Raw genomic sequence first — 21,871 nt, 5'->3', positions numbered from 1 at the left:
TGCATGAGGATCTGCCCTGCGCCGGCGGCGTGTGTCCCAAGAATGATCGTCCCCATGCAGCCCTTGCAGCGTCCCCTCGTCCTATGGCTGGCCCTGGCTATGGCTACCCAGGCGGCATGGGCCCAAACGCCTCCCGAGGAGGCGGCACGGATCGCGTTCGAACCGAACTTCCGTGGCCGACCCGGGGGTGCCGGCAACGATCCCCAGACCTCGGTGGCGCAGCCCGACTTCTCGGCCAGGCCTTCCGCTAACCTGAACACCTCGATCCAGGATCCGCTGGAGCCGTACGGCGATCCATTTGGTGCCCGCAGCTTCCTGAGGACGAGGGGTATCGCGTATAGCCTCACCTATGTCGGCGAGAGCTTCGGCAACGTCACCGGCGGCGCACGGCGCGGCGGCATCGCCGCGGGCCGTCTCGACTTCCAGTTCGATGCCGACCTGGACACCCTGATGGGTTGGCACGGCGCGGCTTTCCACACCAACCTCTACCAGATTCACGGCACCGGCCTGTCACGCTATTTCGTCAACAACTTCATGTCGGTCAGCGCGATCGAGGCGCTACCATCCTCGCGCCTCTACGAACTCTGGGTCGAGCAGAGGTTTTTCGACGGCCAACTCGGGATCAGGGTCGGCCAACTCGCGACCGACACGGAGTTCGCGGTCAGCCAAACCGGAACCCTGTTCCTCAATTCGACCTTCGGCTGGCCCAACATCATGGCCTCCGTCATTCCGAGCGGCGGACCGATCTATCCGCTTGCCGTTCCGGCCGTGCGGGCGAAGTACGTGCCGAACCGGAATTTCTCGCTGCAAGCCGGCATCTACGATGGTGACCCGGCGGGACCGCTGCGCCCCGACAACCGCCCCGATCCGCAGCGGCGCAACCGCACCGGCACGAATTTCCGCACGAACGACCCTGCCCTGGTGATCGCGGAGGCCGCGTATGCCTACGGCCTCGAGGCCGACGACAACGTCGAGCCGGGCACCGTGACGCTCGGCGGCTGGCATCATTTCGGTCGCTTCGGCAGCCCACGCTTCGATCGGAGCGGAGGCTCGCTTGCGAACCCATCCAGCAGCGGCCTTGCGCGCCGCTTCCGGGGCAATAGTGGCATCTACGGCATCGTCGATCAGACCATCTACCGGGAGCCCGACGACCCGAACGATGGCGCCAGCGTGTTCGTGCGCCTGTCCGGTTCGCCCTCGGGTCGCAATCTGCTCGACCTCTACCTCGATGCCGGGATCGGCTATAAGGGTCTGCTGCCCGGCCGTTCGGACGATACGATCGGCATAGCTTTTGCTGTCGAGCGCATCTCGAAGAGCGCTCGAGGATTTGATCGCGACACCCTTCTGTTCGGTGGCGCGCCTAGCCCGAGGCGCAGCAGCGAGGCCTTGCTGGAGGTCAGCTACCAAGCCATCCTCGGGCCCGGCGTTACCGTGCAGCCGGACTTCCAGTACGTGTTCCGGCCAAGTGGCGGCATCGCTAATCCGCGCGACCCGTACGGGCGGCGGATCCGGAATGCGGCCGTGTTTGGCCTGCGCGCGACAATCCGCTACTGAACGGCACTTGCGATGCCGATTCGTCGTGCGCGCATGATGTCGTCGGCGAGTCCAGGCAGCCCAGGGTGTCAACACGAGGGATCTCACGATCGTGTCGCACCAGCCATTGGTGGCGGACAGCTCGGCGTCCGGGTTGTCGGAGTGTAAGTCTTCGATGGCCGTCAGCGCGGTTGCCTTGGCGACATCGGCCGCTTGTCTCAGGACGAGCAGGACCTCATCCTCGGGGATCCCTTGGCTGACACTTCGTTCTTCACCTCCTGCGCGTAGAAGCGAAGGTCTCCCCGCTTGCCGGCCGTCTCGGCCAGGAAGGAGGGATCGCGCGCGGCGCAGACATTTCCCACCATCAGCATGAGACCGGCCGGCGCGAGCAATCGCGTCAGCATGCCGAGATCTAAAGATGCTGCCAGGTTGTTCGTGGGCACGGCGGTCAGGCCAGCGAGAGCCACGGCGGCAACGATGTGCTTTGAGAGCTTGCAGCGCATCAGCATTATCCTGAACATTTTTGCCTCAAGACCCAAAGCCGGAATCAGTGAGACCGACTCTGCGCCATTGGTCTTGTGCTCAGCGCCACATGCGCGACCGCTATGCCGTCAGTTTGTCCGACATCGTTGTACGTCACGAATCGCCAAGCTGCGACTCACTCTCCCGCCAGCACTTGCCCGAGCTGAAGTTTGAGTGTCGCTCAAGCCACGACCATTTGCGCCCGATGATAGTTCAACGATACTCGATCAGAAGCCAAGCATCGGCACAATGCCCCACTCCTACCCCTGGGAACCTTGCTGCGCCACCGCCGTTAATTCACGACTGCCCAGGCCTGCTCAAGAGGGGTGCGGCGAGCTACCATCCGGCAGATGACCTATGTCCCTGGGTGATGCTCAATGAGGAAAATGTGCCATGCACGTCAGGTTCAGAGTGGCCCGTATCACCGGTTACGCCGCGCTTGCGTTGCTGACCGGTAGCTTTGTGGGATCTATCCCGGCAGCTGCGCAGCACCATGGCGGTCATGGCGGGTTCGGTGGTCATGGCGGGTTCGGTGGTCACGGCGGGTTCGGTGGTCACGGCGGGTTCGGTGGTCACGGCGGGTTCGGTGGTCATGGGCTGCGCCATGGCTACTACGGTGGGCACGGGGGCTATGGAGGCCATTATGGCTACCGTCGCCACGGCCACTTCGGTTACGGTGCAGCGGGTCTGCTCGGTGGTTTTGCGCTCGGAGCTTTGGCCGCGAGCCCGGCCTACTACGGATACGGCTACCCTGCGGCTTACGGGTATGGTTATCCGGCCTATTACGGCGGTGACTGTCACCTCGTGCGGCGGCGCTTCATCGGAGCTTATGGCGGAACCTACATCCGCCGGGTTCGCGTCTGCGACTAGACCTCGGCAGAGCCTCAGCGTACGGTCAAGCGAACTTGATCAAATTATGATGCTGGAAAGCACGCGGACGCGTCGAACCGCGGCCAGCACAGCCAGTCGATCGAGCCGTCGCGCGCCACGAGCGCGGCCGCCTCGCAGCCGCCGATCAGGGCATAGTCCTCGATCCGGGAAGGCATGGCCGTGGCCTGCGATAGGCACTCAGGTCTTCCGGACCTTTTCCTCTTCCTGCAGGACCTCGTTCTCGACCTGCACGGTGACGTGGCGCGTGTCGAACTCGGCCGCCATGACCTGCTGCACCGCCTTGAGGATGCGCGCGGCCTCGGCCATGTCGGTCACGACGACATGCGCGCTCATGGCGTCGATGCCAGAGCTGATCGAGCGCACGTGCAGGTCGTGGACGGAGCGCACGCCCGGGATCGCCAGCAACTGGCGCTCGACGATGCGCGTGATCAATGACGCGACTTGCGAGCCCTTGACGCCGTGCGCAGCCTCGTAGGCATCCAGCGGTTGAGCCCGCGCGCCCTGTGCCTGCGCTCCAGGTGCGGCCAGAGCGAGCATGAGGAGGCCGGCAACGGGGGCGTGGTGGTAGGCATTCGGCATCTGCGATCTCACGGACGAACCTTCCTCAGCAGCGTTCGGGTTGGCGGGTGCGATCCACGCCATGGTACGCCTGCAACCGCCTTCCTCACCAGCCCGGCTTGTCGCAGTGTCGCCGGCCGTGCTCGCGCTCGGAACTGCCCCCGACACCGGATCCAAGTCTGAACGCACAGCAGAGCGTAGAGTGCCGCCAAGCCGGATTTGCGTCCAACGTTGCACGGGAGAGCCGCCGTCGCGAACCGTCCAATCACTCCTGCGTTAAGGCCGCACAGCTTTGCGGCTGCCCACCAAGCTACAGGAGACGCCATGTCCCGGATCGCCCTTTCCCTCGCTCCGCTCCTCTTCCTTTCCGGATTTGCTGCGGCCCAGACGAGCCCGCCTACCCAGGCGCCGGCCCCTGCGGCTGCCCCTCCGGGTGCTGCGCAACCTGCCCACGGCACGACCGGTCACAAGGAGCGTGAGCACGAAGGTTTGCAGACCGCCAAGGTCTCGCTCGCCCAGGCGCTCGACACGGCCGAGAGCAAGGGACCTGGTCGCGCGATCGAGGCGGACTTCGAGAGCGGGAACGGCAAACCGTACTTTGAAATCAAGGTGCTCGGCAGCGATGGTAAGCTCACCGACCACCACATCGACGCGACCACGGGGCAGGTGACCAAGAGCGACAACCACCCGATCGAGAGCTACTTCATCCGCCTGAAGCCGTCCGACGTGCAGAACGCCCCCACGAGCCTGAAGCAGGCGGTCGCGACCGCCGAGCAGAAGGCAGGCGGCAAGGCGGCCGAGGCCGAGGTCGAGCGTGAGGCCAGCAGCGTGCAGTACAAGATCACGGTGATGACCGGCAGCCAGTCGCAGAAGATCAGGGTCGGGGCGGACGGAAAGATCATGCCGAGCAAGTAGGTCGGCAGGGCTGGGCGGAGTTGTCGGCTCCGCCCGGACCGCTCCGATCAGCGGGCCGTAGACGGGACGCGGCTCTCGTCTGCCGATGGCTCCAGGTCGGTTCGTGTGCCATCCGAGAGATCCTCAGACGGCTGACCGGTGAGAGCGCTGCGCACCAAGGCCACAAGGCGGCGTCCGTTGATCAGGAACAGAAGGCCGGCTAGGCCGAGATAGACCCAGGCGAGCCAGGTCAGCGTCGCGATCGTGCGCGCCTCGTCGTTGCGGTAGACGAAGGCGAGCCCGACCTGCACGGCAAACAGCCCGGCCAGAGCCAGCGCGGACCAGAGGCCGAGGCGCAGGCGCAGCAGGAGCGCGATGCCGAGCAGCGACTGGGCCGCTGTCAGGAAGAACTCCTCGCCCTGGCGCGCATCGAGCGGCAGGGGGCTCATCGCGCCCGCGCCGACGCTCAGGGCGAGCGGCAGCATGCCGACGAGCAGCGTCCACTGGTTGATCTTGTCGCTGATCATGGCGATCAGCCCGTCGCCGGCGCGGTTGGCCAGCACGAACAGCACCGCCACCGAGATGGCCGGCGCCTCGCTGGCCAGGGGCGCCAGCCACTGGATCAGCAGAAACTCGTTGAGCCCGATCGCCCGGCCGGTGCCCACCATGGCCTCGGCGAAGGGTTCGGCCGAGGCGAGGATGACGCCGCAGGCCACGGCCACCAGAGCCCCGATCGCGGCCCATTGCTGGCCGGGAGACAAGGCGTTTAGAGCGGCAGCTGGCCCCGGCTCCTCCGCCTCGTCCGGATTGTCGCTCTTCTGAAGGTTGCGCACGCGCCAGACGTAGGCCGCAAAGATGGCCGCGAGCACGGCGAAATCCACGACGGAAATGCTGCGCTTGAACAGGATCACGAAGGCGTAGAGGCTGGCAAGCAGCAGGAAGCCCATCTCGACGGCATTGACAGGGGCAAGATCGACCGCGCGGTGCCGGTCCTTCGTCCAATGCAGGAACACCATCAGGGGCCAGGCCAAGCCGACGAGCAACCGGTTGGCGCCGGTCATGTTGGCGGCGGCGTAATGAACGTATTGCGACCCCGGACCCTCGAGCCCGGCCTTGTAGGCTTAATAGAGATCGACCGCGTATTCCGGCAGCACGGTCACCAGGGCGACCACGGCCAGGATCAGGCCTTGCGCGATATGCTGCTCGGCCGTCTCCGCTCCCCAAGACAGCAGGAAGCCCGCCGCCAGAATGGCGCTGCCGAAGGCGGCGGCATCGAGGACCGGGCTGGGCCGCCAGCCCGTCGCGCGCAGCAGGAGGGCCGGGAGGGTGGCCATGACCGCGACGGCAACCAGGATCAGAAAGCGTTTCACGCGAACTCCTCTACGTCATGTCACGGCCTGCCTGTTCGCGTTCCGCTGAAGCGAGCGTCGCGCGATCACGCCGGCAAAGGACTGTTTCTGCCGCGCCTCAGCCCCGAACGCCGCTCCGGCGTCCGAAGGTGGCGACACGATAGAGGTAGAGCACGAGCGCCAGGACCAGCACGCCGTTGCCGATCGGCTCGATGAGGCGGCCCACGCTGCGGTAGTTCTCGCCAAGCCCGTAGCCGGCCGCCGTCAGCAGCCCGGTCCAGACGATCGTGCCGAGAGCCGAGTAGGCCAGAAAGGGCGTGAGCGGCATACCGGCCACCCCGGCCGGCACCGAGATCAGGCTGCGCACGCCCGGGACGACGCGACCGACTAGGACGGTGACGCCGCCGCGCCGGGCGAACCAGGCGCCGGCCCGATCGACCTCCGCCGGGCTCAGGGTGAGCCAGCGCCCGTGCCGGGCCGCGAAGCGCCGCAAGCGCTCGCGTCCGAGCCAGCGCCCCACGCCGTACCAGACCAGCGCGCCGGAGAGCGATCCGGCCGTGCCGGCGAGGAACACGCCGACGAGGCTGAGCTGGCCGCGCGCCGCGGCAAAGCCTGCCAGCGGCATGATCACCTCAGAGGGGATCGGCGGGAAGATGTTGTCGATCAGCATCAGCAGGAAGACGCCGAGATAGCCGGTCCGCTCGATCGCGGCTACGATCCAGTCGACCAGCGCAACCTCCTCGCAAGCGGCACCTGCAGAAGCCTTGCCGCCGCAGGTCGGATCGGGAACGCACTAAGTGGGGGGCGGGTTCATACGCAGACACCAAAGCGCTGCCCGCGCCCTGTTGCAGCGCGACGATGCAGCGGGCCGCCATCCCGGGGACCAAACGCGCCGATGCATCATCCGCCCCATACGGCATCGGTCCCGCTCACGGGCGGGGCGAAGCTGCTGCAGTCCGGCCTGACCTGCTGGCGCGTCGAGCCTGCGGCGCGCTTTGCCCCAATCGTGGATGCCGCCGCCTACTTCGCGCATCTGCGCAGCGCCCTCCTGCGCGCCCGCCACGCGGTTTTGTTCATCGGCTGGGAGTTCGACACCCGCATCAAGCTCGACCCCGACCACCCGCTGCCGGGCCTGCCGGAGGAACTCGGCCCGTTCCTGTCCGAACTCGGCCGGCGCCGGCCGGAGCTGAGCATCCGCGTGCTGCAGTGGAATTTAGGGGTCCTCGGCACGCTGGCGCGCGGCACGACGCCGCTCTACCTTCTGAACTCGATGCGGGCCCGCGGCTTCCAGTTCCGGCTCGACAGTGCCCACCCGCCCGGAGCCTCGCATCACCAGAAGATCGTGGTGATCGACGACGCGCTCGCTTTCTGCGGCGGCATCGACATGACGGACGACCGCTGGGACACCCGCGACCATGCCGACCAGGACACGCGCCGGGTGCGCCCGTCGGGACGCGCCTACGCGCCGTTCCACGACGCCACCGTCGCGGTCGACGGCGCGGCCGCGTCAGCCCTCGGTGACCTTGCGCGCGAGCGCTGGCACTATGCTACCGGCGAGCGGATCGCGCCGCCCGGTCCATCTACGCAAGACCCCTGGCCCGACGGGCTGAGGCCGCTTCTGCGCGACGTGCAGGTGGGGATCGCCCGGACCGCGCCGCCCTTTCACGGCCGCCCCAACGTGCACGAGATCGAGCAACTCTACCTCGCCGCCATCGCAGCCGCGCGACACACGATCTATATTGAGAGTCAGTACTTCGCCGCACGCTGCATCGCCGAGGCCATGGCATCCCGTCTGAGGGAGCCGGACGGGCCCGAGATCGTCGTGATCAATCCCGAGCGTGCCATGGGCTGGCTCGAGGAAGCGGCCATGGGACGGGGACGCGGCCGTGTTCTGGCGCGTATCCGCGGCGCGGACCGCTTCGGACGCTTCCGCATCTATCGTCCGGTGACCGCAGCCGGGCAGCCGATCTACGTGCATGCCAAGGTGCTGATCGTCGACGACTGCCTGCTGAAGATCGGCTCGTCCAACCTGAACAACCGCTCGATGGGCCTCGATACGGAATGCGATCTGGCCGTCGAAGCCGTGCCTGGCCATGCGACCGATCGAGCCGTCGCGGCAGAGATCCTCGGCTTGCGCGATGCGCTTCTCGGCGAGCACCTCGGTGTTCCACCGGACGACATCGCCCGCACCCTGGCGCGCTCGGGTTCGCTGATTGCGGCGATCGAGGCGCTACGCTGCGACACCGGGCGTACACTGGTTCCCCTGGACGCATCAGCCGCAGGAGCCGTGCAGCCGTTGAGCGAGGGCGAGCTTCTGGACCCCGAGCAGCCCGAGCCGGTCTGGAGAGCCGTGCTGCACGCGCTCGCCGATCGGCGCCGCGCGCATCCGCTGCGCCGCGGAGCCGAACGAACGGGCGTCTCAAGCGAATGACGCTCCTCAGATCTTCAGCAGGTCGACGGTGCGCCTGTTGAGGTCGTCGAGCGTCGCGATCACCTTCAGATTGGATTCGTAGGCGCCCATCGCCGCGCGCAACCCGGCCATCTCGGTGGCAGGATTGACGTTGGGCAGCTTCAGAATGCCCTGCGCGTCGGCAGCGGGGTGCCCGGGGCTGGAGATTGAGCGGAACGGGCTGGTGTCGCGCACGACGCGACCGGTCGGCTCGGCATCGGCCCCGACCGGCTCGAACACCGCGATCTTGCGCCGGTAGGGGTCGCCGCCGGGCGTGCTCGCGGTGCTGTTTGCGTTGGCGAGGTTCTCGGTCATGACGCGCAGGCGGCCCTGCTGCACCCGCAGGCCTGCCGCCGCAATGGCGGATCCAGAGACGCCCTCGCTCCCGGCCATCTGTTCTCTCCCCTGATCCGGCGAGCGGACGATCGATGCCGGCGCGACTCGCAAAATCCTGAAGGAAGGGTTAGGGATTGCGGTTAATGGCCGGTTAATCACGGCGCGTTGGTTCAGTGGATGGCGTCGCGACCGCGCTCTGCAGGGCTGCACGTGGCGAAGCGTCAAACCGCCCGCGATCGGCCCTGGTATCCAAGGCCTGCTTTGCCTATGAGCCTCGGCATGCCAAATCCGACTGCTGTTGCCCTCGACAATCTGTCTCACATCATCCAAGTCGCCTTGACCCCGATCTTTCTACTCTCGGCCCTGGCGACCTTGCTCAACGTTTTCGCAACGCGCCACGGCCGGATCGGGGACCAAGTCCGTGACCTCTCCCAGGATCTTAAGAAGGGGCCTTCCCGCGAGACCAAAAGGCTGGCGCGTCAGCTGTCGCAATTGCAGCGGAGATCCCTCCTGCTCGACGGAGCTGTGTGCCTCGTGGCTTTGGCGGGGTTCCTGACGGGCATCGCAGCCATGGTGCTTTTCATCGGCGAGTTGAGGAACGCGACAACGGAGACGGTGCTCTACGGTTGTTTTGGACTGGCTCTGGCCTTCACGATCGCCGCCATTGCAGGCTTCCTGTGCGAAATCCTTATGGCAAGCCGGAGCATCCGGCTTGAGGTCGGGCACCAGCAGGACACTGCAGTTGCTGCAGCGGATTGAGCATTCCTCGTGGCCTGAGCACACCGCTTACGGTATAGCAACAGCTAATCAATTCGGGCCCGCATTCACGATGCCTACCCGGTGTTGCGCCCTCCCTGCAGCCGCTATGGGTGCGCTGACCCTGTTGCTGATGTCGGTTGAGTTCGGTCGAACGGCTGACCTCCCGCTCGGTCGCTCGATGCCGTCGAGGCCGACCTTCGTCGATTGGTTCGGCGACCATCTCAACGCAAAGGGCGGCGCTGACGCTTCCGACAGCGGCTCCGACTTCAAGCTGACCACGGGCAGCGGACCCAGCATCCCGATCTTTCGGACCGGCGACGCGGTTTGGAATTCTGCCGGATCGGAGATGAAGGATACGTCGCGTTCGCCCTCTTCGGACGCTCCGGTGTCAGATGCTTTCGTCGAAGAAGACTGGGCCATTCGCGCCCAGACCACCTTCGTCACACAGGGCAATTCTCGGTTTCGCTCGCCCTACCGTGGGCCGAACAGCCTCAACGCCAAAGGGCAGATTAAGGAGACCTTCGATTTCACGCTCTACGCGGGTATGCGGCTGTGGCCCGGGGCAGAGATTTGGTTAAACCCGGAGGTCGATCAGGGTTTTGGTCTCAGTACCACGCTTGGTGTCGCTGGTTTCCCAAACGGGGAAGCTTACAAGGTCGGCAGCATCACCCCCTACGTGAAGCTTCACCGCGCTTTCATCCGCCAGATAATCGGCTTGGGAGGCGAAACCGAGAGGGTCGATCCAGATCTGAACCAGCTCGGCGGGTCGCGGCAGGCCGACAGGATCGTGCTGACGTTAGGGAAGTTCAGCGTCGCTGATGTCTTCGACACCAACAGGTACGCCCACGACCCACGAACCGACTTCCTCAACTGGGCCCTTATTGACACCGGCACATTCGATTACGCTGCGAATGCGTGGGGCTATACGGTCGGCGCCGCAGCAGAGTGGTACCAGGACGCCTGGGTGTTCCGCGCGGGCTTTTTCGACCTCTCTATTGTCCCCAACAGCAAGGATCTGGACCCAGGTTTCAATCAAAATCAAGCCGTTCTCGAGATCGAACGGAGGCATGAACTTTGGGGACGACCCGGCAAGATCAAGGTCACCGGCTTTCTCAGTCGCGGCCGCATGGGTCGCTTCGACGACGCGGTTCGTCTGGCAATGGTGACGGGCGGGCCCGCGGATGTGGCGACCGTCCGCCGCTACCGCAGCCGCCCAGGGCTCAGCTTCAACCTCGAACAGCAGATCTTGCCCGACGTCGGTATGTTCGTCCGATGCGGCTTGGCCGACGGAAATGTTGAGCCGTACGAGTTCACCGACGTCGATAGAACCTTGGCAGCGGGATTGTCGATCGCGGGTGAGCGTTGGGGACGCCCATCGGACACCGTGGGATTAGCCGGCGTCATCAACGGTATCACCCGCCCGCATCAAGCCTACTTCGATGCCGGAGGACTCGGCATCCTCGTCGGGGACGGTCGATTGCCCCACCCTGGGGCCGAGAGGATCGTCGAAGCTTACTACAGCTTGCCGCTGGCGCCTTCTATACGACTGACGTTCGACAGTCAGATCGTAGTAAGCCCCGGATACAATCGGGATCGTGGGCCGGCCTTTATCTTCGGGACACGGCTGCGTGCACAGTTCTGAAGCCGACATGATTTCGAACAGGATCGAAGCCGACCGGATGGCCGTGTTGACCTTGGAGTTTAAGAGACTTTTCTGGTTGGGGTTAGTGGCGCAAGCTACTCCAGGCTGTCATTTTTTAATTTCAGGATATTTCGCTCCCGCGGGTCACGCACTTCTTTTCAGTAGAGCGTCGAAGCGGCTCAACGTGACGCGCAGCGCCTGGCGGGGGGGCCAGTCGCGCAGTTGAGAATGCAGATCGTCTTTGTCCCACAGAACCACGTCAGCAACCCGCTCTTGAGGCAGGCGCCTCCGCACCGGCGATAGGCGCCATAGATAGGCCTGACGTACACGGGTTCGGTGAGCGTCTGCGGTGTGCCCACGTCACCTTGCGAAGCGCTGGGGTGCGCTTCGGCAGAGACGCTCGACGCCAACAAAATCAGCAACCATCGACACAACATGTCTGATCACTGCCTAAAATCCTAGCAATTCATAGTTTGAACCGTCTCGCGCTCTTGGTCAATTAAAGTCAGGGACAAAACCGTTTGACCTGTTTGCGGCAGATGAGGGCGCAGGTGACGGTGGTAAAGGCGAGATGGAGGTCGGCGCGCCGTTCGTAGCGGATGGCCCGCCGGCGGAAGCGGGCCATCCAGGCGAAGGCGCGCTCGACATGCGCTGATCGCGACCCGAGCCGGAATTGAAGGCTGCTGAGGGTGACGCGATGCGGTCTGATGGCCGCGTCCTTACCTGCATCGGAGCGCCTCCATGCCCCAATACGGCGCCCTCGATGTCTCCAACGAAGAGACCGCCATCCACGTTATCGACGAGACCGGAGCCACGGTCTGGCGCGGCAAACGCGCCAGCGATCCGGATGTGCTCACCACGACTTTGCGGAGTCACGCCCCCGATCTCCTGCGCGTCGGCCTGGAGACGGGGCCGCTGACCCCTTGGATCTACCACACCTGCAAGGCGCTCGGCCTGCCCATCGTCTGCCTGGATGCGAGGCATGCGCGAGCCGCCACGGCCCTGCAGCGGAACAAGACCGACGCGCGCGATGCAGAGACGCTGGCGCAACTCGTACGCATGGGTTGGTACCGCGAGGCCCGCGTCAAAAGCTACGCCGCCCATGCCGTGCGCCACCTCATCGGCGCCCGCGCCCAGCTCATGGGCGTAGCGGTTGACCTGTCCAATCAGATCCGCAGCACGCTCAAGACGTTCGGTTTGATGGCCGGCAAGGGAGCGGGGCGGGCCTTCGAGATCCGGGTGCAAGACCTCATCGCGTCCCGTCCGACCGTCGCCGTCATCGTCGAGCCGCTCTTGGCGGCATGGCGCGCCGTGCGCGGCCAGATCGGTGTCCTGGATCGACGGCTCATCACCTTGGCCAGGGGCGATGCGACCTGCCGCCTGCTGATGACTTGCCCCGGCGTTGGGGTCATCGTCGCCACGAGCTTTGCGGCCGCCATCGAGGCGCCCGAGCACTTCCGCCACTCACGCTCCGTTGGGGCCTATCTCGGGCTGACGCCGGTCCGCCGTCAGTCCGGCGAGATCGACCGGACGGGCGGGATCTCGCGTCGCGGCGACCGGCTGATGCGAAGCTACCTGTTCGAGGCGGCGGCCAGCCTGTTGGTGCGCGTGCGGCAGGACTCGGCCCTGAAGACTTGGGGACGGGCACTGGCCGAGCGCATGGGCTTCAAGCACGCCGCCGTCGCGGTGGCGCGCAAACTCGCGGTCGTGTTGCACGCGATGTGGCGAGCGGGAACACCGTTCCAGCCGTGGCCGCCGGCTGCCGCGTGAGGCACGTACTGAACGCACGCACGGGTACCGTTCATCGAGTTCCGCCAGCGTGAGGCGGACAAGGGCGTCCCCGCCGGGACGCGAGCAGGGCCATCCCGGGGTCGGGTCTTGCGGCCGGTGTCGAGCCGGACCGCGCGTTCGACATGGTGAGCCTCGCTTCGAGACGCATGGTGCGGCGGTCAGAGGGGCCGACCGCGGAAACAACCACGATCCGGCGGCGACCGCTCTCGTCCAACTTGACGCCTGCAACGCGATCAAACAACGACCCAGCGATAGCGCCCGAGCCGCTCGCGGCTCTCCACCCCACGCCGAGCGATCCGTGGCACGATCCCGCGTGCCCGGCACTCGTGCCGGCAGCGACGATGATCGTAGCCTTTGTCGGCGTGCAGCTTGTCCGGTCTGCGCCGCGGACGGCCCCGGCGGCCCGTGCGCACGCCCGGCACCGCGTCGAGGGTAGCCGCAAGCATACGGCTGTCGTTGCAGTTGGCCCCGGTCAGCGTCAGGCCGAGCGGCGTGCCGTTGGCGTCCACGACGAGGTGGCGCTTCGTCCCCGGCTTGCCCCGGTCCGTCGGGTTCGGGCCCGTCGCGGAGCCCCCTTTATGGATGGCCCGCCCCTCACCGGGCTGCACTGCTAGGCTTGCAGCGCGGCCGAGATGAGGGATGGAGCGGAACGATGACGATCGCGGTGCTGGGGATCGATCTGGGCAAGAACAGCTGCAGCCTTGTCGGGCTGGATGCGAGCGGGCGGGTCGTGCTGCGCCGCCAGATGCGGCGCGAGACGGTGATCGCCTTCGGCGCGAAGCTGCCGGGGTGCGTCGTGGCCATGGAAGCGTGCTGCGGTGCGCACCACATGGGCCGCGCCCTCGTAGAGCAGGGACACACGGTCCGGCTGATGTCGCCGGAATACGTGCGCCCGTACGTCAAGGCGCAGAAGAACGACGACCGCGATGCCGAAGCCATCGCCGAGGCGGCCACCCGCCCGACGATGCGGTTCGTGGCGCTCAAGTCCGAGGCGCAGCTCGACGTGCAAACCCTGCACCGGGTCCGGGACCAGCTCGTGGGCGAGCGCACGGCGCTGATGAACCAAGTCCGCGCCATCCTTCTGGAGCGCGGCCATGTCGTCGCGCAAGGGCGGGCCAAGCTGGCCGCCTGTCTGGCTGCGTTACTCGACACAAGAGCGGGCTCCTCGCTCACACCGCGCATGCGCACCCTCGTGGCTGAGGTGCGCGAGCGTTGGCAGGGCCTCGACCGGCGTATCGCCGCGCTCGATGCTGAGTTCGCCGAGCAGGCGCGCACGGACGAGAACGCGCGTCGGCTGACCACCATCCCAGGCATCGGCGCGCTCAATGCGACCGCGCTGATTGCGGCCATCGGCGACGTGGCAAGCTTCGCCCGCGGACGCGACCTCGCCGCCTGGCTCGGCCTCGTACCGCGGCAGGTGACGACCGGCGGGAAGCCCCGGCTGGTCGGCATCACCAAGCGCGGCAGCAAGTACCTGCGCAAAACGCTCATCCAGGGTGCCCGGGCGGCGATGCCGACGCTCCGGCAAAGTGATACGCGGCTCGGGCAGTGGCTGCGCGGGCTTCTGGCGCGGGCGCATGCCAACACGGCGGTAGTGGCGCTGGCGGCGAAGATGGCGCGCATCGTCTGGGCGCTGCTGCGCCACGGGCGCGTCTACGAGGCGACGGCCGTGGCCGCCTGATCCGAGTTTGGCTGGCGCGGCGCGCGCCGGCCTTCCGATGTCTGCGAGCGGTGAGAGGAAGATGGCCTGACAGTAGATCGGTGTTCTGGAAGCCTCCCGGCAAAAATGGCGCTCGACGCCGACCCCTTTATGAGGCCCAGGACGCGCGGATCTCCATCTTGGCCAAGGGCTCGCCCGAAGGCCGGATACGTTTATGCAGACTGCTCAGACCAGCGGATCCAGAGCCACTTGCGGACGGGGCGGGCCATACGTTTTGCCGGCAGGCTCCTACTGTCGAGGGCCGCGCGCGACCAGTTGAGCGCATCGGCGTCCTGAAGCTGCTCCATCATCACGCGGTGCAGGGCGGCCCAAACACCGGCTGCCTGCCACGTGCCGAGCCGCCGCCAACTCGTTTTGCCGCTGCAGCCCACCTCAAAACGCGGCAGGTGCTTCTATCAACGGGCACCGAAGTCTGGTTCTTCCGCACTTCGTGTGGCGAAGTGTGCCGGCCGGCGTGACGTGCCCCATCTCCGGAGATCGGCTTTCCGGAGGACGCCATGCCCCGCCGTATCCTGCCCCTCGTGCCCGATGGCTTGAACGTCGTCGGCATCGAGCCGGCGACCGACCCGCTCATCGTGCGCGTTGTACCCCGCCCGAGCCCGACGCGCTGTCCCACCTGTCGATCGTCAGCAGGGCGCAAGCACGGTCATTGCGAGCGCACCCTCGCCGATTTTCCCTAGCAGGGCCGGTCCGTCCGCCTGCGCCTCCGGCTGCAACGCTTCCGCTGTGCGAACCCAGCCTGTCCGCGGCGGACCTTCAGCGAGAGCGTTGGTGACGTCGCCGTCTCTCACGCCCGCCGGTCCGAGCGGCTGCGCGTGCTCCAGCGCCATCTCGGTCTCGCCCTCGGTGGTGCGCCCGCCGCCCGTATGGCGCATCGTCTCGCGATGCCGGTGAGTGGCGATACCCTCGTGCGCCTCGTGCGTGCGGCGCCACTGCCGACGCAACCCGAGCCGCGCGTCGTCGGCATCGACGAGTGGGCTTGGCGGCGCGGGCGCAGCTACGGCACTATGGTCGTCGACCTCGAACGTCACACCGTCCTCGATCTCCTGCCCGACCGGGACGCCGGGAGCGTCGCCGCGTGGCTGCGCGCCCATCCGGGCATCGAGGTCATCGCTCGCGACCGCGCCGACGTCTTCGCCGAGGGCGCCCGCGCGGGCGCGCCGCAAGCCCAGCACGTGCTCGATCGTTTTCACCTGCTGCGTAACCTTAGCGTCGCCCTGCATGCGATCGTTGCCCATCATCATGGCGTGATCCGCGCCGTCGGTCGTGCGCGCGTCGATTACGAGGTCGAGGCGGCGCGGGCTGTGGCGGGAGCCGCGCGGCCGCCGACGGCGATCGAGGTTCGGAAGCAGGCGACGCACGCGCCGCGTCGGGCTCGGCACTCCGAGCTCAAGCGGCTGTCCGAGGCCGGCGCCTCGGTGGCCGGCATGGCTCGCGCTCTGGATCTCGATCGCAAGACGGTGCGGGTCTGGCTGCGCCAGGACGCACCGCCCTCCTGGCAGCGACGCCGCATCGTGCCGACGATCCTCGACCCCTACCGCGATCATCTCGAGGCGCGCTGGCAGGCCGGCTGCCGCAACGCCGCCGAACTCGCCCGCGGGCTGATCCACGCGGGCGCCGACATCCGTCCGCGTATGGTGCGGGATTGGGCGATGCGGCGGCGTCGCGCGAGCACGGACGTGATGGACGCCACGCCCGGCTCGACGAGCGCGCCGCCATGGCGGCCCCCGTCGATCAACCGGACGGCGTGGCTTCTGCAGGCGGACCCGAGCACGCTCGTTGCGGACGATCGCCGCTTCCTCGATCGCTTACGGGTAGAGGCACCCGATCTGGCGAAGAGCGTGGCCGTCGCGACGCGCTTTGCCGACCTCGTGCGACGGCGCTCGGGCGAGAGCCTGGAGGCTTGGTTCGCGGCGGCGGCTGCGACGCCGCTGGCGAAGTTCGCCGTCGGCCTCGAGGGCGACAGGGACGCGTTACGCGGCACGATCACGACGCCCTGGTCGACGAGTCCGGTGGAGGGGCAGATCGGTAGGCAGAAGATGCTCAAGCGCACGATGTTCGGCCGCGCGGGCTTCGCGCTGTTGCGCCAGCGCGCCCTCATAGCGATCTGACCTGTCGTTCCGCGCCGCACGAAGTGCGGAAGAACCAGTATTCAACGCCCGCTGACAGCTTCCACTGCATGCCCGTGCGCAGAACCAGGATGATGCCAGCCAGCGCCGCCCGATCCGAGGTGCGCGGTCGACCGCCTTTCGGCTTCTCAGGCTCAAACGGCAGAAGCGGCTCGATCACTGCCCACAGGTCGTCGGGAACGAGAGCGTCCATACGCTCCCAACCCACTCACACCAGTTTTGTCCCACGCTTTTAGCATTACAGTTGAAGGGAAAGGCTCCTATCTGAGAGGTTTCGGATGGGAGAGCGCGATGTCCTAAGCCTCGCTCCAATCCACGCTGGAGCTCTGGTCCAGGACGCTACGACAGGCCAAACAGCGCATCCGCCCCTTGTTCGCCGCCCCGAGTGTCGCCGCCTCGGTTAACGCTTTCTTGGACGGCCTGCTCGGGGGTGAGCGGCGCAAAACCGGCTGGATGCGGGCTGAGGCTGCCGGGGACCCGGGTCCCTGGCGCCAGCAGGCCATCCTCGGTCGCACGCACTGGGATGCGGAGGCGTTGCGCGATGTCGTGCGTGACTACGTCGTCGAGACGCTTGCCGCACCCGACGCGGTTCTCGTGATCGACGAGACCGGTTTTCTCAAACAGGGCAAAGCCTCATGCGGTGTGGGCCGGCAGTACACAGGCTCGGCCGGTAAGATCACCAACTGCCAGACCGGGGTGTTTGCCGCTTACGTCTCGGATCAGGGCCATGCCTTCATCGACCGTCGCCTGTACCTGCCCAAAGCCTGGACCGGCGATCCAGCCCGAAGGCAAGCAGCGCATGTGCCCGAGGCGATCACGTTCGCCACCAAGCCGCAGCTGGCGCAGACCATGATCGAGCGGGCCATCCAGGCAGAGGTGCCGTTTGCCTGGATGGCGGTCGACAGCATCTACGGCGTGGGCGAGATCGAGCTGGCTCTGCGGCGCGCCTACAAGGGCTACGTGCTGGGCGTTACCGGTCAGCATCACTTCTGGTCCTGGAACGCACACCTCGACGTCGCGGGCACCGCCGCGGAGATCGCCAAGGGCATCCCCGACCAGGACTGGCTGCGCCTCTCGGCCGGAGCCGGAATCAAGGGACCACGCCTGTTTGACTGGGCCTATCTGCCGCTGGCCACGCTCCGGGCCGACGCGCTCGACGCCGCGCTCGATCAGAGCTTGTGGACGCGCGGCCTGCTGGTGCGGCGCAGCCTGTCGGACGGGGCGCTCGCGTACTTCACCACCTGGTGCCCGGCCGGCACGCCGGTCGAGAAGCTGGTGATGGTGGAAGGCCGGCGCTGGGCGATCGAGGACGCGTTCCAGACCGCCAAGACGGAACTCGGATTGGCCCACAACGAGAGCCGCTCGTGGCACGGCTGGCACCGGCACGTCAGCTTGGTGATGCTGGCCTTCGCGATGCTGGCGCGGGTGCGCCACTTGGCCAACAGTCCGCCCCCAAAAACGACGCTCATCGCCAAGCTCGCCGGTGCCGTGGTCCATCCAAGAGATCCGGCGCGTGGCGATGCGGCTGGCGCAGCGGCGCATTGAGCCCGCCCTCGTGCTCGCCTGGTCAGCCTGGCGGCGCGCCCACCAAGCTGCCGCTCGACAGGCGCATCTCAGAAGAAGGATGCAACTGTAATCTTAGAGCACCATCCGAGCGGCTCACCGAGCGAGATGGCTGGATGATCTTCAAGCTCAATGCCACGAAGCGGCGCGACCCGCCGGCGGATCGCTTCCGCCAAATTCACCGACTCGACTGCCTCGGTGCCGAGCGTGTCCGAGAAGATTGAACGCACCTCGGCTTCCATTGATCGGCCATTCATAGCAGCGCGCCCGCGAAGCCGCTTCTTCACCCGCCCGTCAAGATTACCGATCGTGATCGTCGCGCTGGGTGCGTGGGAAACGGCCATGCTCCGATCGTAGGCGTTGCTAGCACTGCTGGCAACGAAATCGTTTTTTGCACTCTGCATTCAGCCTTATCATCGCTCGATGTGGCGACCCCGCTCACGGTCGAGTAGCGGATCGGGGCGATCGAGGCGGCGGGCGAGCTCGTCGACCAAAGCGCGCGTCGCCCGGGCCGGTGCCTGCGTCAGACGACGCCCGTAGGCATCCACCAGCCGCCACGTCGGCACGATGAGCGGCTCGACGCCAAGCCACGACATCGCCTCACGTAAAAGCCGCGCCGCGCGCATCACGCGCGGCACGTCGACCCCTTGGCCGATGGGCTCGCGCGTTTCCAGCGATCCATCCCGCACGAAAGCCACCCGGTCGGCGGCGTGATCGACTACGTTGGCCTTCTCGCTGTAGTTCCGCGCCTCACGGAACAGGCGCTCCAGCACCATCGCGTCGGTGGCCGGCATCCACGCATCCGCCTGACGTTGCCGGCACAGGGCGTCGAGCCGGTCGCGCTCGACCACCACCCTGGCCTCGTGCCGGTGCCGGGTCAGGCCGACATAGAGCTCGCGCGCGTCGGTCGCCGCCCCGACATACATCACCGCCGCGGACGAGGTCCGGCCTTGCGCCGCGTAGGCCGTGCCCGCATAGGCATGCACGATCCTGGGCTGCGGCCGCTTCCGGCCGAACCGCGGCTGTTGCGCCAGATCCGACCACGCCACCTCCAGCGCGCGACCATCCTCCAGCGCCAGGCGCAGGCGTGCTCCTCCCTCCGGCTCGACTGTGATCCCCTCGACCCGGGCGCGATTGCCGTTGCGCAACCCGAGATGCGGCAGGCTCTCGCCGATGCGAAGGCTATCGCCGACAGCGAGAGCGAGCGGCACTGGCCTGTCGTCACGGTCGCGCGCCGGCAGGGTGACCACATCGGGACCGAGGTGTCCCTCTGTCCGCAGCACGGCCCGCGCCCGGATATTCAGCGCTGCAGCGTCGGCGTTGCGCCGGGTCACGATCAGCACGTCCTCGCCCTGCGCCGCGCGCTGTTCGGTCCAGATCGCGAGCACGCGCGCCTGCGCAGCCTCGGCGCCGGCGACCAGCTCGATCTGGTCCCGGGCCGAGTAGGCGCGCAAGCCCGCCTCGACCTCGCCGCGCGCCATCAGCACCGAGGCCGCGCGCTGCCACTCCACCGTCTGCCGGCGGACCTGTTCGAGCACCACAGAGCGCCCGACCACATCGGCGACCGCCCGCAGAGCGCTCGCGCCCCCGACCGAGGCGAGCTGGCGCCGATCGCCGATCAGAACCACCTTCGCCCCGGCCGACCGGGCCGCGCTCAGCACGGCCTCCATGTCGCGGGTCGCGACCATCCCCGCCTCATCGACCAGCACCAGGGTACCGGCGTCGAGCAGCGCCGGCCGGTCGGGGCGGTTGGCGGTATCCGGACCTGCTGTCAGCGTCCGGTCCTGGCGCCAGCGCGCGATCGCCTGCGCCGGGATCCCGGTCGAGCGCCCGAGCTCGTCGGCGGCCACCCACGACGGGGCGAGGCCGATCACCCGGAGACCGGAGCCGCGGGCGGCGGCCACCAGGGCGGCCGCCGTCGTGGTCTTGCCGGTCCCCGCACCGGCCTGCAGCAGCGACACCCCGTCCCGACCGGCGGCGTGGCGCACGGCTTCGCCCTGCTCGGCGCTGAGGTGAGGCGCATGCTCCAGCGCATCCTCGACCGCCTCGGGCGTAATCCAGGTCCGCTCCAGGGGACGATCGGCCGCGCGCAGCATCGCCGCCTCGCAAGCGGCGATGCCCGGGCTGGTCCAGCACGCGCTGGCACCCGGGACCATCGCGGCGTCGGCCAGCGGCAGCAGCGCGCCATCCCGTTCGAGCTGGGCGAGCTCCGCCTCCACGGCGTCGACCCCGACGCCGGCGAGGCCCGCGACCTCCAGGGCGCGCTGGAGCAGATCCTTGCGCGCCACGACGCTCTCGTGCCGGAACAAGGCCGAGGCGGCGCGTGCCACCGCACCGTCGCCGGGGATCTCGGGCGGCTCGAACGGGGTCTCCCGCTCCCGATCGCGCTCGGCGGTCAGCACGAGGGCGGAGTCGCGCTCAAGGTGACGCGCGGCCAGCCACGGATCGATCACGCAGGCGGCGAGTTCCGCGCGCCAGCGTGCCTCCAGCTCCGGCCCGGTCGGCAACTCCTCCTTGCCCCGGCGGGTCGCCAAGGCGGCGATCTCGCGCTGGGCGCTGCTGGCGCCCGTGCCCGCATAGGCTAGGATCTGCTGCGAGCGCTTGGAAAAGGCCGCGAGTAACGTCTCCGGCAGGCCGGCGACCTCCCACTGCCCGCGTCCGGCCTCGCGATACTGCAGGCCGAACCGCTCGCGCAGCCCTTCGGCGAGGGCCGCCCTGTACGCCGCTCCCACTCCGAGCTGGGCGGCATATAATCGCTCAGGCTCAATGGTTAGATGCGTCCGGGACTTGTATCGACCAGCACCGGCATTTGCAGGCGTACCAGCGACATTGATGAACACGCAGTGCGTGTGAATATTCGGGTCACCCTCACGAGTTGTATAGTGATCGAACCGGCCGACGATCAGGTCGCGCGGGCGATGCTGGTCGGTACCGCCGGCGCCGGTCCGGACAGTGACGAGGCCCTCCGCGGTGACAAAACTCAGCGCCCGCTCGACGGCGGCGCGATGGGCGGCCTCGATCGCAGCGCGTTGCTCGGGCGTGCCGGCCATCCAAAGCACGGACACACTCTTCCCGGGGGTCATAGTGCAGTCGACGCCCGCCCAGTGACCCGGGCCGGCACCGCGCACCAGCGGCTTGCCCGTGCCTGGGTGGATCCCCGCACACAGGTCGCGAAACGAGGCTGCATCGATCGCCGCGCCGTGGCGCACGATCGTCTCGCCGCTGCTCCACCAGACCCCGCCGCCGTCCGAGAGGTAGTACTCGTCCCGCTTGTCGGGTTTGGCTTCGCGCTGGCTGTCGTGGGTGTAGTACGACGCTGCCGGCGAACCGGCACCGAGCCGGTGCAGCGAGGCGGTCACGGCGCCGGATCGGCGACGCCGTCGCCCTTGTGCAGGCGGCAGACCTTGGACAGGTCGATGCCGGCCGACGGCGCACCGAGTTCGCCGACCGCCTGGGCCATCTCGAGGATGGCGCCGTCGATCTGCTCCATCCGCTCGACTAGGACGCGGTGACGGATCGCCACTTCCAGGTGCTGGACGATGCACTCGACGGCCAAGCTCTCGGCGGACCAGCCGCGCTCGGCCGCGGCGGCTCGCAACCGGGCGGCGAGCGCCGCTTCCAGGGTCACGGTGAGCTTGACCTCCTGGGCCATCGGCGTACCTGCTGCGCGCGGATCGAGACGGCAGGCTTGGCACGGACGAGGCGGTTGGGCGAGGCCGACACGGCCGCGCGGTT

The 21,871-nt window shown here is 67.5% G+C and carries 18 protein-coding genes and 6 pseudogenes; 10 read left to right on the top strand and 14 right to left on the bottom strand.

Features of this window, described 5'->3' with window-relative positions; genetic code table 11:
• The first annotated feature begins 54 nt into the window (after nt 1-54).
• Nucleotides 55-1,554, top strand: coding sequence for a carbohydrate porin (locus tag MFF61_RS14040; RefSeq protein WP_091891686.1), 1,500 nt, complete (start codon nt 55-57; stop codon nt 1,552-1,554).
• Between the two features lie 197 nt (nt 1,555-1,751).
• Here the strand turns inward: MFF61_RS14040 and MFF61_RS14035 are convergent, their stop codons facing one another.
• Nucleotides 1,752-2,036, bottom strand: a complete 285-nt coding sequence (locus MFF61_RS14035) for a hypothetical protein (protein WP_157080868.1) — start codon at nt 2,034-2,036, stop codon at nt 1,752-1,754.
• Nucleotides 2,037-2,448: 412 nt separating this feature from the next.
• On the opposite strand from MFF61_RS14035, the gene MFF61_RS14030 reads away from it, so the two are divergent.
• Nucleotides 2,449-2,925 (top strand): hypothetical protein, encoded by a 477-nt coding sequence (locus MFF61_RS14030; RefSeq protein WP_083469524.1) that lies wholly within the window; start codon nt 2,449-2,451, stop codon nt 2,923-2,925.
• A 50-nt stretch (nt 2,926-2,975) separates the two neighbouring features.
• On the opposite strand, the pseudogene MFF61_RS14025 reads toward MFF61_RS14030, so the two are convergent.
• Both MFF61_RS14025 and MFF61_RS14020 read right to left on the bottom strand, forming a co-directional pair.
• Nucleotides 2,976-3,101, bottom strand: a pseudogene (locus MFF61_RS14025) (trehalase-like domain-containing protein); the annotation flags it as partial.
• A 22-nt stretch (nt 3,102-3,123) separates the two neighbouring features.
• The gene (locus MFF61_RS14020) at nt 3,124-3,525 is read right to left on the bottom strand and encodes a cation transporter dimerization domain-containing protein (RefSeq protein ID WP_048447844.1); all 402 of its coding nucleotides are present in this window, start codon (nt 3,523-3,525) and stop codon (nt 3,124-3,126) included.
• 303 nt (nt 3,526-3,828) lie between these two features.
• Here MFF61_RS14020 and MFF61_RS14015 point away from each other — a divergent pair, with 303 nt between their 5' ends.
• Nucleotides 3,829-4,419 (top strand): PepSY domain-containing protein, encoded by a 591-nt coding sequence (locus MFF61_RS14015; protein WP_091891677.1) that lies wholly within the window; start codon nt 3,829-3,831, stop codon nt 4,417-4,419.
• A 47-nt stretch (nt 4,420-4,466) separates the two neighbouring features.
• On the opposite strand, the pseudogene MFF61_RS14010 reads toward MFF61_RS14015, so the two are convergent.
• The 3 genes and pseudogenes from MFF61_RS14010 to MFF61_RS14000 form a co-directional block, all read right to left on the bottom strand.
• Nucleotides 4,467-5,468, bottom strand: a pseudogene (locus tag MFF61_RS14010) (sodium:proton exchanger); the annotation flags it as partial.
• A 51-nt stretch (nt 5,469-5,519) separates the two neighbouring features.
• Entirely contained in the window at nt 5,520-5,768 is a 249-nt protein-coding gene (locus MFF61_RS14005; protein ID WP_236012820.1) for a hypothetical protein, read from the bottom strand.
• A gap of 97 nt (nt 5,769-5,865) precedes the next feature.
• Complete coding sequence (locus MFF61_RS14000; protein ID WP_091891680.1) at nt 5,866-6,417, bottom strand: DedA family protein; 552 nt, start codon at nt 6,415-6,417, stop codon at nt 5,866-5,868.
• 225 nt (nt 6,418-6,642) lie between these two features.
• Here MFF61_RS14000 and MFF61_RS13995 point away from each other — a divergent pair, with 225 nt between their 5' ends.
• Entirely contained in the window at nt 6,643-8,178 is a 1,536-nt protein-coding gene (locus MFF61_RS13995) for a phospholipase D-like domain-containing protein (RefSeq protein ID WP_048444050.1), read from the top strand.
• Between the two features lie 6 nt (nt 8,179-8,184).
• On the opposite strand, the gene MFF61_RS13990 is transcribed toward MFF61_RS13995, so the two are convergent.
• A complete protein-coding gene (locus tag MFF61_RS13990) occupies nt 8,185-8,589 on the bottom strand; it encodes a flagellar basal body rod C-terminal domain-containing protein (RefSeq protein WP_048444049.1) in 405 nt (134 codons plus the stop codon).
• A gap of 222 nt (nt 8,590-8,811) precedes the next feature.
• Between MFF61_RS13990 and MFF61_RS13985 the strand changes: the two genes are divergently transcribed.
• A complete protein-coding gene (locus tag MFF61_RS13985) occupies nt 8,812-9,291 on the top strand; it encodes a DUF2721 domain-containing protein (protein ID WP_048444058.1) in 480 nt (159 codons plus the stop codon).
• 106 nt (nt 9,292-9,397) lie between these two features.
• Complete coding sequence (locus MFF61_RS13980) at nt 9,398-10,933, top strand: carbohydrate porin (protein WP_053080306.1); 1,536 nt, start codon at nt 9,398-9,400, stop codon at nt 10,931-10,933.
• A gap of 505 nt (nt 10,934-11,438) precedes the next feature.
• Here the strand turns inward: MFF61_RS13980 and MFF61_RS13975 are convergent.
• Nucleotides 11,439-11,582: pseudogene (locus tag MFF61_RS13975) on the bottom strand (IS5/IS1182 family transposase); the annotation flags it as partial.
• A 92-nt stretch (nt 11,583-11,674) separates the two neighbouring features.
• Here MFF61_RS13975 and MFF61_RS13970 point away from each other — a divergent pair.
• Nucleotides 11,675-12,703 carry an IS110 family RNA-guided transposase gene (locus MFF61_RS13970; protein ID WP_048444048.1) on the top strand — a complete coding sequence of 343 codons (1,029 nt, stop codon included), beginning with the start codon at nt 11,675-11,677 and terminating at the stop codon, nt 12,701-12,703.
• Between the two features lie 260 nt (nt 12,704-12,963).
• Here the strand turns inward: MFF61_RS13970 and MFF61_RS13965 are convergent.
• Nucleotides 12,964-13,302: pseudogene (locus MFF61_RS13965) on the bottom strand (transposase); the annotation flags it as partial.
• Nucleotides 13,303-13,376: 74 nt separating this feature from the next.
• Here MFF61_RS13965 and MFF61_RS13960 point away from each other — a divergent pair.
• Complete coding sequence (locus tag MFF61_RS13960) at nt 13,377-14,405, top strand: IS110 family RNA-guided transposase (RefSeq protein WP_048444047.1); 1,029 nt, start codon at nt 13,377-13,379, stop codon at nt 14,403-14,405.
• 248 nt (nt 14,406-14,653) lie between these two features.
• Here MFF61_RS13960 and MFF61_RS13955 read toward each other — a convergent pair.
• Nucleotides 14,654-14,836 (bottom strand): annotated as a pseudogene (locus tag MFF61_RS13955) (IS5/IS1182 family transposase); the annotation flags it as partial.
• 306 nt (nt 14,837-15,142) lie between these two features.
• Here MFF61_RS13955 and MFF61_RS13950 point away from each other — a divergent pair.
• Entirely contained in the window at nt 15,143-16,555 is a 1,413-nt protein-coding gene (locus tag MFF61_RS13950) for an ISL3 family transposase (protein WP_048444046.1), read from the top strand.
• A 58-nt stretch (nt 16,556-16,613) separates the two neighbouring features.
• Here MFF61_RS13950 and MFF61_RS13945 read toward each other — a convergent pair.
• A pseudogene (locus tag MFF61_RS13945) lies at nt 16,614-16,766 on the bottom strand (transposase); the annotation flags it as partial.
• A gap of 125 nt (nt 16,767-16,891) precedes the next feature.
• Between MFF61_RS13945 and MFF61_RS13940 the strand changes: the two are divergent.
• On the top strand, nt 16,892-18,118 hold the full coding sequence (locus tag MFF61_RS13940) for an IS701 family transposase (RefSeq protein ID WP_238235811.1): 1,227 nt from the start codon (nt 16,892-16,894) through the stop codon (nt 18,116-18,118).
• Between the two features lie 68 nt (nt 18,119-18,186).
• Here the strand turns inward: MFF61_RS13940 and MFF61_RS13935 are convergent, their stop codons facing one another.
• Genes MFF61_RS13935 through MFF61_RS13925 form a run of 3 tightly spaced genes read right to left on the bottom strand, consistent with a single transcriptional unit; the run spans nt 18,187 to nt 21,788 of the window.
• Nucleotides 18,187-18,540 (bottom strand): FitA-like ribbon-helix-helix domain-containing protein, encoded by a 354-nt coding sequence (locus MFF61_RS13935; protein ID WP_238235703.1) that lies wholly within the window; start codon nt 18,538-18,540, stop codon nt 18,187-18,189.
• Nucleotides 18,541-18,549: 9 nt separating this feature from the next.
• A complete protein-coding gene (gene mobF / locus MFF61_RS13930; RefSeq protein WP_048444045.1) occupies nt 18,550-21,495 on the bottom strand; it encodes a MobF family relaxase in 2,946 nt (981 codons plus the stop codon).
• On the bottom strand, nt 21,492-21,788 hold the full coding sequence (locus MFF61_RS13925; RefSeq protein ID WP_048444044.1) for a hypothetical protein: 297 nt from the start codon (nt 21,786-21,788) through the stop codon (nt 21,492-21,494). The genes mobF and MFF61_RS13925 overlap by 4 nt, the downstream gene beginning before the upstream one ends.
• Between the last annotated feature and the right edge of the window lie 83 nt (nt 21,789-21,871).

It is taken from the genome of Methylobacterium isbiliense (assembly GCF_022179325.1).
Lineage (GTDB): Bacteria > Pseudomonadota > Alphaproteobacteria > Rhizobiales > Beijerinckiaceae > Methylobacterium > Methylobacterium isbiliense.
This window is presented reverse-complemented; position numbering and strand designations above follow the sequence as displayed.

Excerpts from the sequence above, each read along its gene's own strand:
- MFF61_RS14040 (WP_091891686.1), top strand. The coding sequence starts at position 55 with ATGCAGCCCTTGCAGCGTCCCCTCGTCCTATGGCTGGCCCTGGCTATG.
- MFF61_RS14035 (WP_157080868.1), bottom strand. The coding sequence starts at position 2,036 with ATGCGCTGCAAGCTCTCAAAGCACATCGTTGCCGCCGTGGCTCTCGCT.
- MFF61_RS14030 (WP_083469524.1), top strand. The coding sequence starts at position 2,449 with ATGCACGTCAGGTTCAGAGTGGCCCGTATCACCGGTTACGCCGCGCTT.
- MFF61_RS14020 (WP_048447844.1), bottom strand. The coding sequence starts at position 3,525 with ATGCCGAATGCCTACCACCACGCCCCCGTTGCCGGCCTCCTCATGCTC.
- MFF61_RS14015 (WP_091891677.1), top strand. The coding sequence starts at position 3,829 with ATGTCCCGGATCGCCCTTTCCCTCGCTCCGCTCCTCTTCCTTTCCGGA.
- MFF61_RS14000 (WP_091891680.1), bottom strand. The coding sequence starts at position 6,417 with ATGCTGATCGACAACATCTTCCCGCCGATCCCCTCTGAGGTGATCATG.
- MFF61_RS13995 (WP_048444050.1), top strand. The coding sequence starts at position 6,643 with ATGCATCATCCGCCCCATACGGCATCGGTCCCGCTCACGGGCGGGGCG.
- MFF61_RS13990 (WP_048444049.1), bottom strand. The coding sequence starts at position 8,589 with ATGGCCGGGAGCGAGGGCGTCTCTGGATCCGCCATTGCGGCGGCAGGC.
- MFF61_RS13985 (WP_048444058.1), top strand. The coding sequence starts at position 8,812 with ATGCCAAATCCGACTGCTGTTGCCCTCGACAATCTGTCTCACATCATC.
- MFF61_RS13980 (WP_053080306.1), top strand. The coding sequence starts at position 9,398 with ATGGGTGCGCTGACCCTGTTGCTGATGTCGGTTGAGTTCGGTCGAACG.
- MFF61_RS13970 (WP_048444048.1), top strand. The coding sequence starts at position 11,675 with ATGCCCCAATACGGCGCCCTCGATGTCTCCAACGAAGAGACCGCCATC.
- MFF61_RS13960 (WP_048444047.1), top strand. The coding sequence starts at position 13,377 with ATGACGATCGCGGTGCTGGGGATCGATCTGGGCAAGAACAGCTGCAGC.
- MFF61_RS13935 (WP_238235703.1), bottom strand. The coding sequence starts at position 18,540 with ATGCAGAGTGCAAAAAACGATTTCGTTGCCAGCAGTGCTAGCAACGCC.
- MFF61_RS13925 (WP_048444044.1), bottom strand. The coding sequence starts at position 21,788 with ATGGCCCAGGAGGTCAAGCTCACCGTGACCCTGGAAGCGGCGCTCGCC.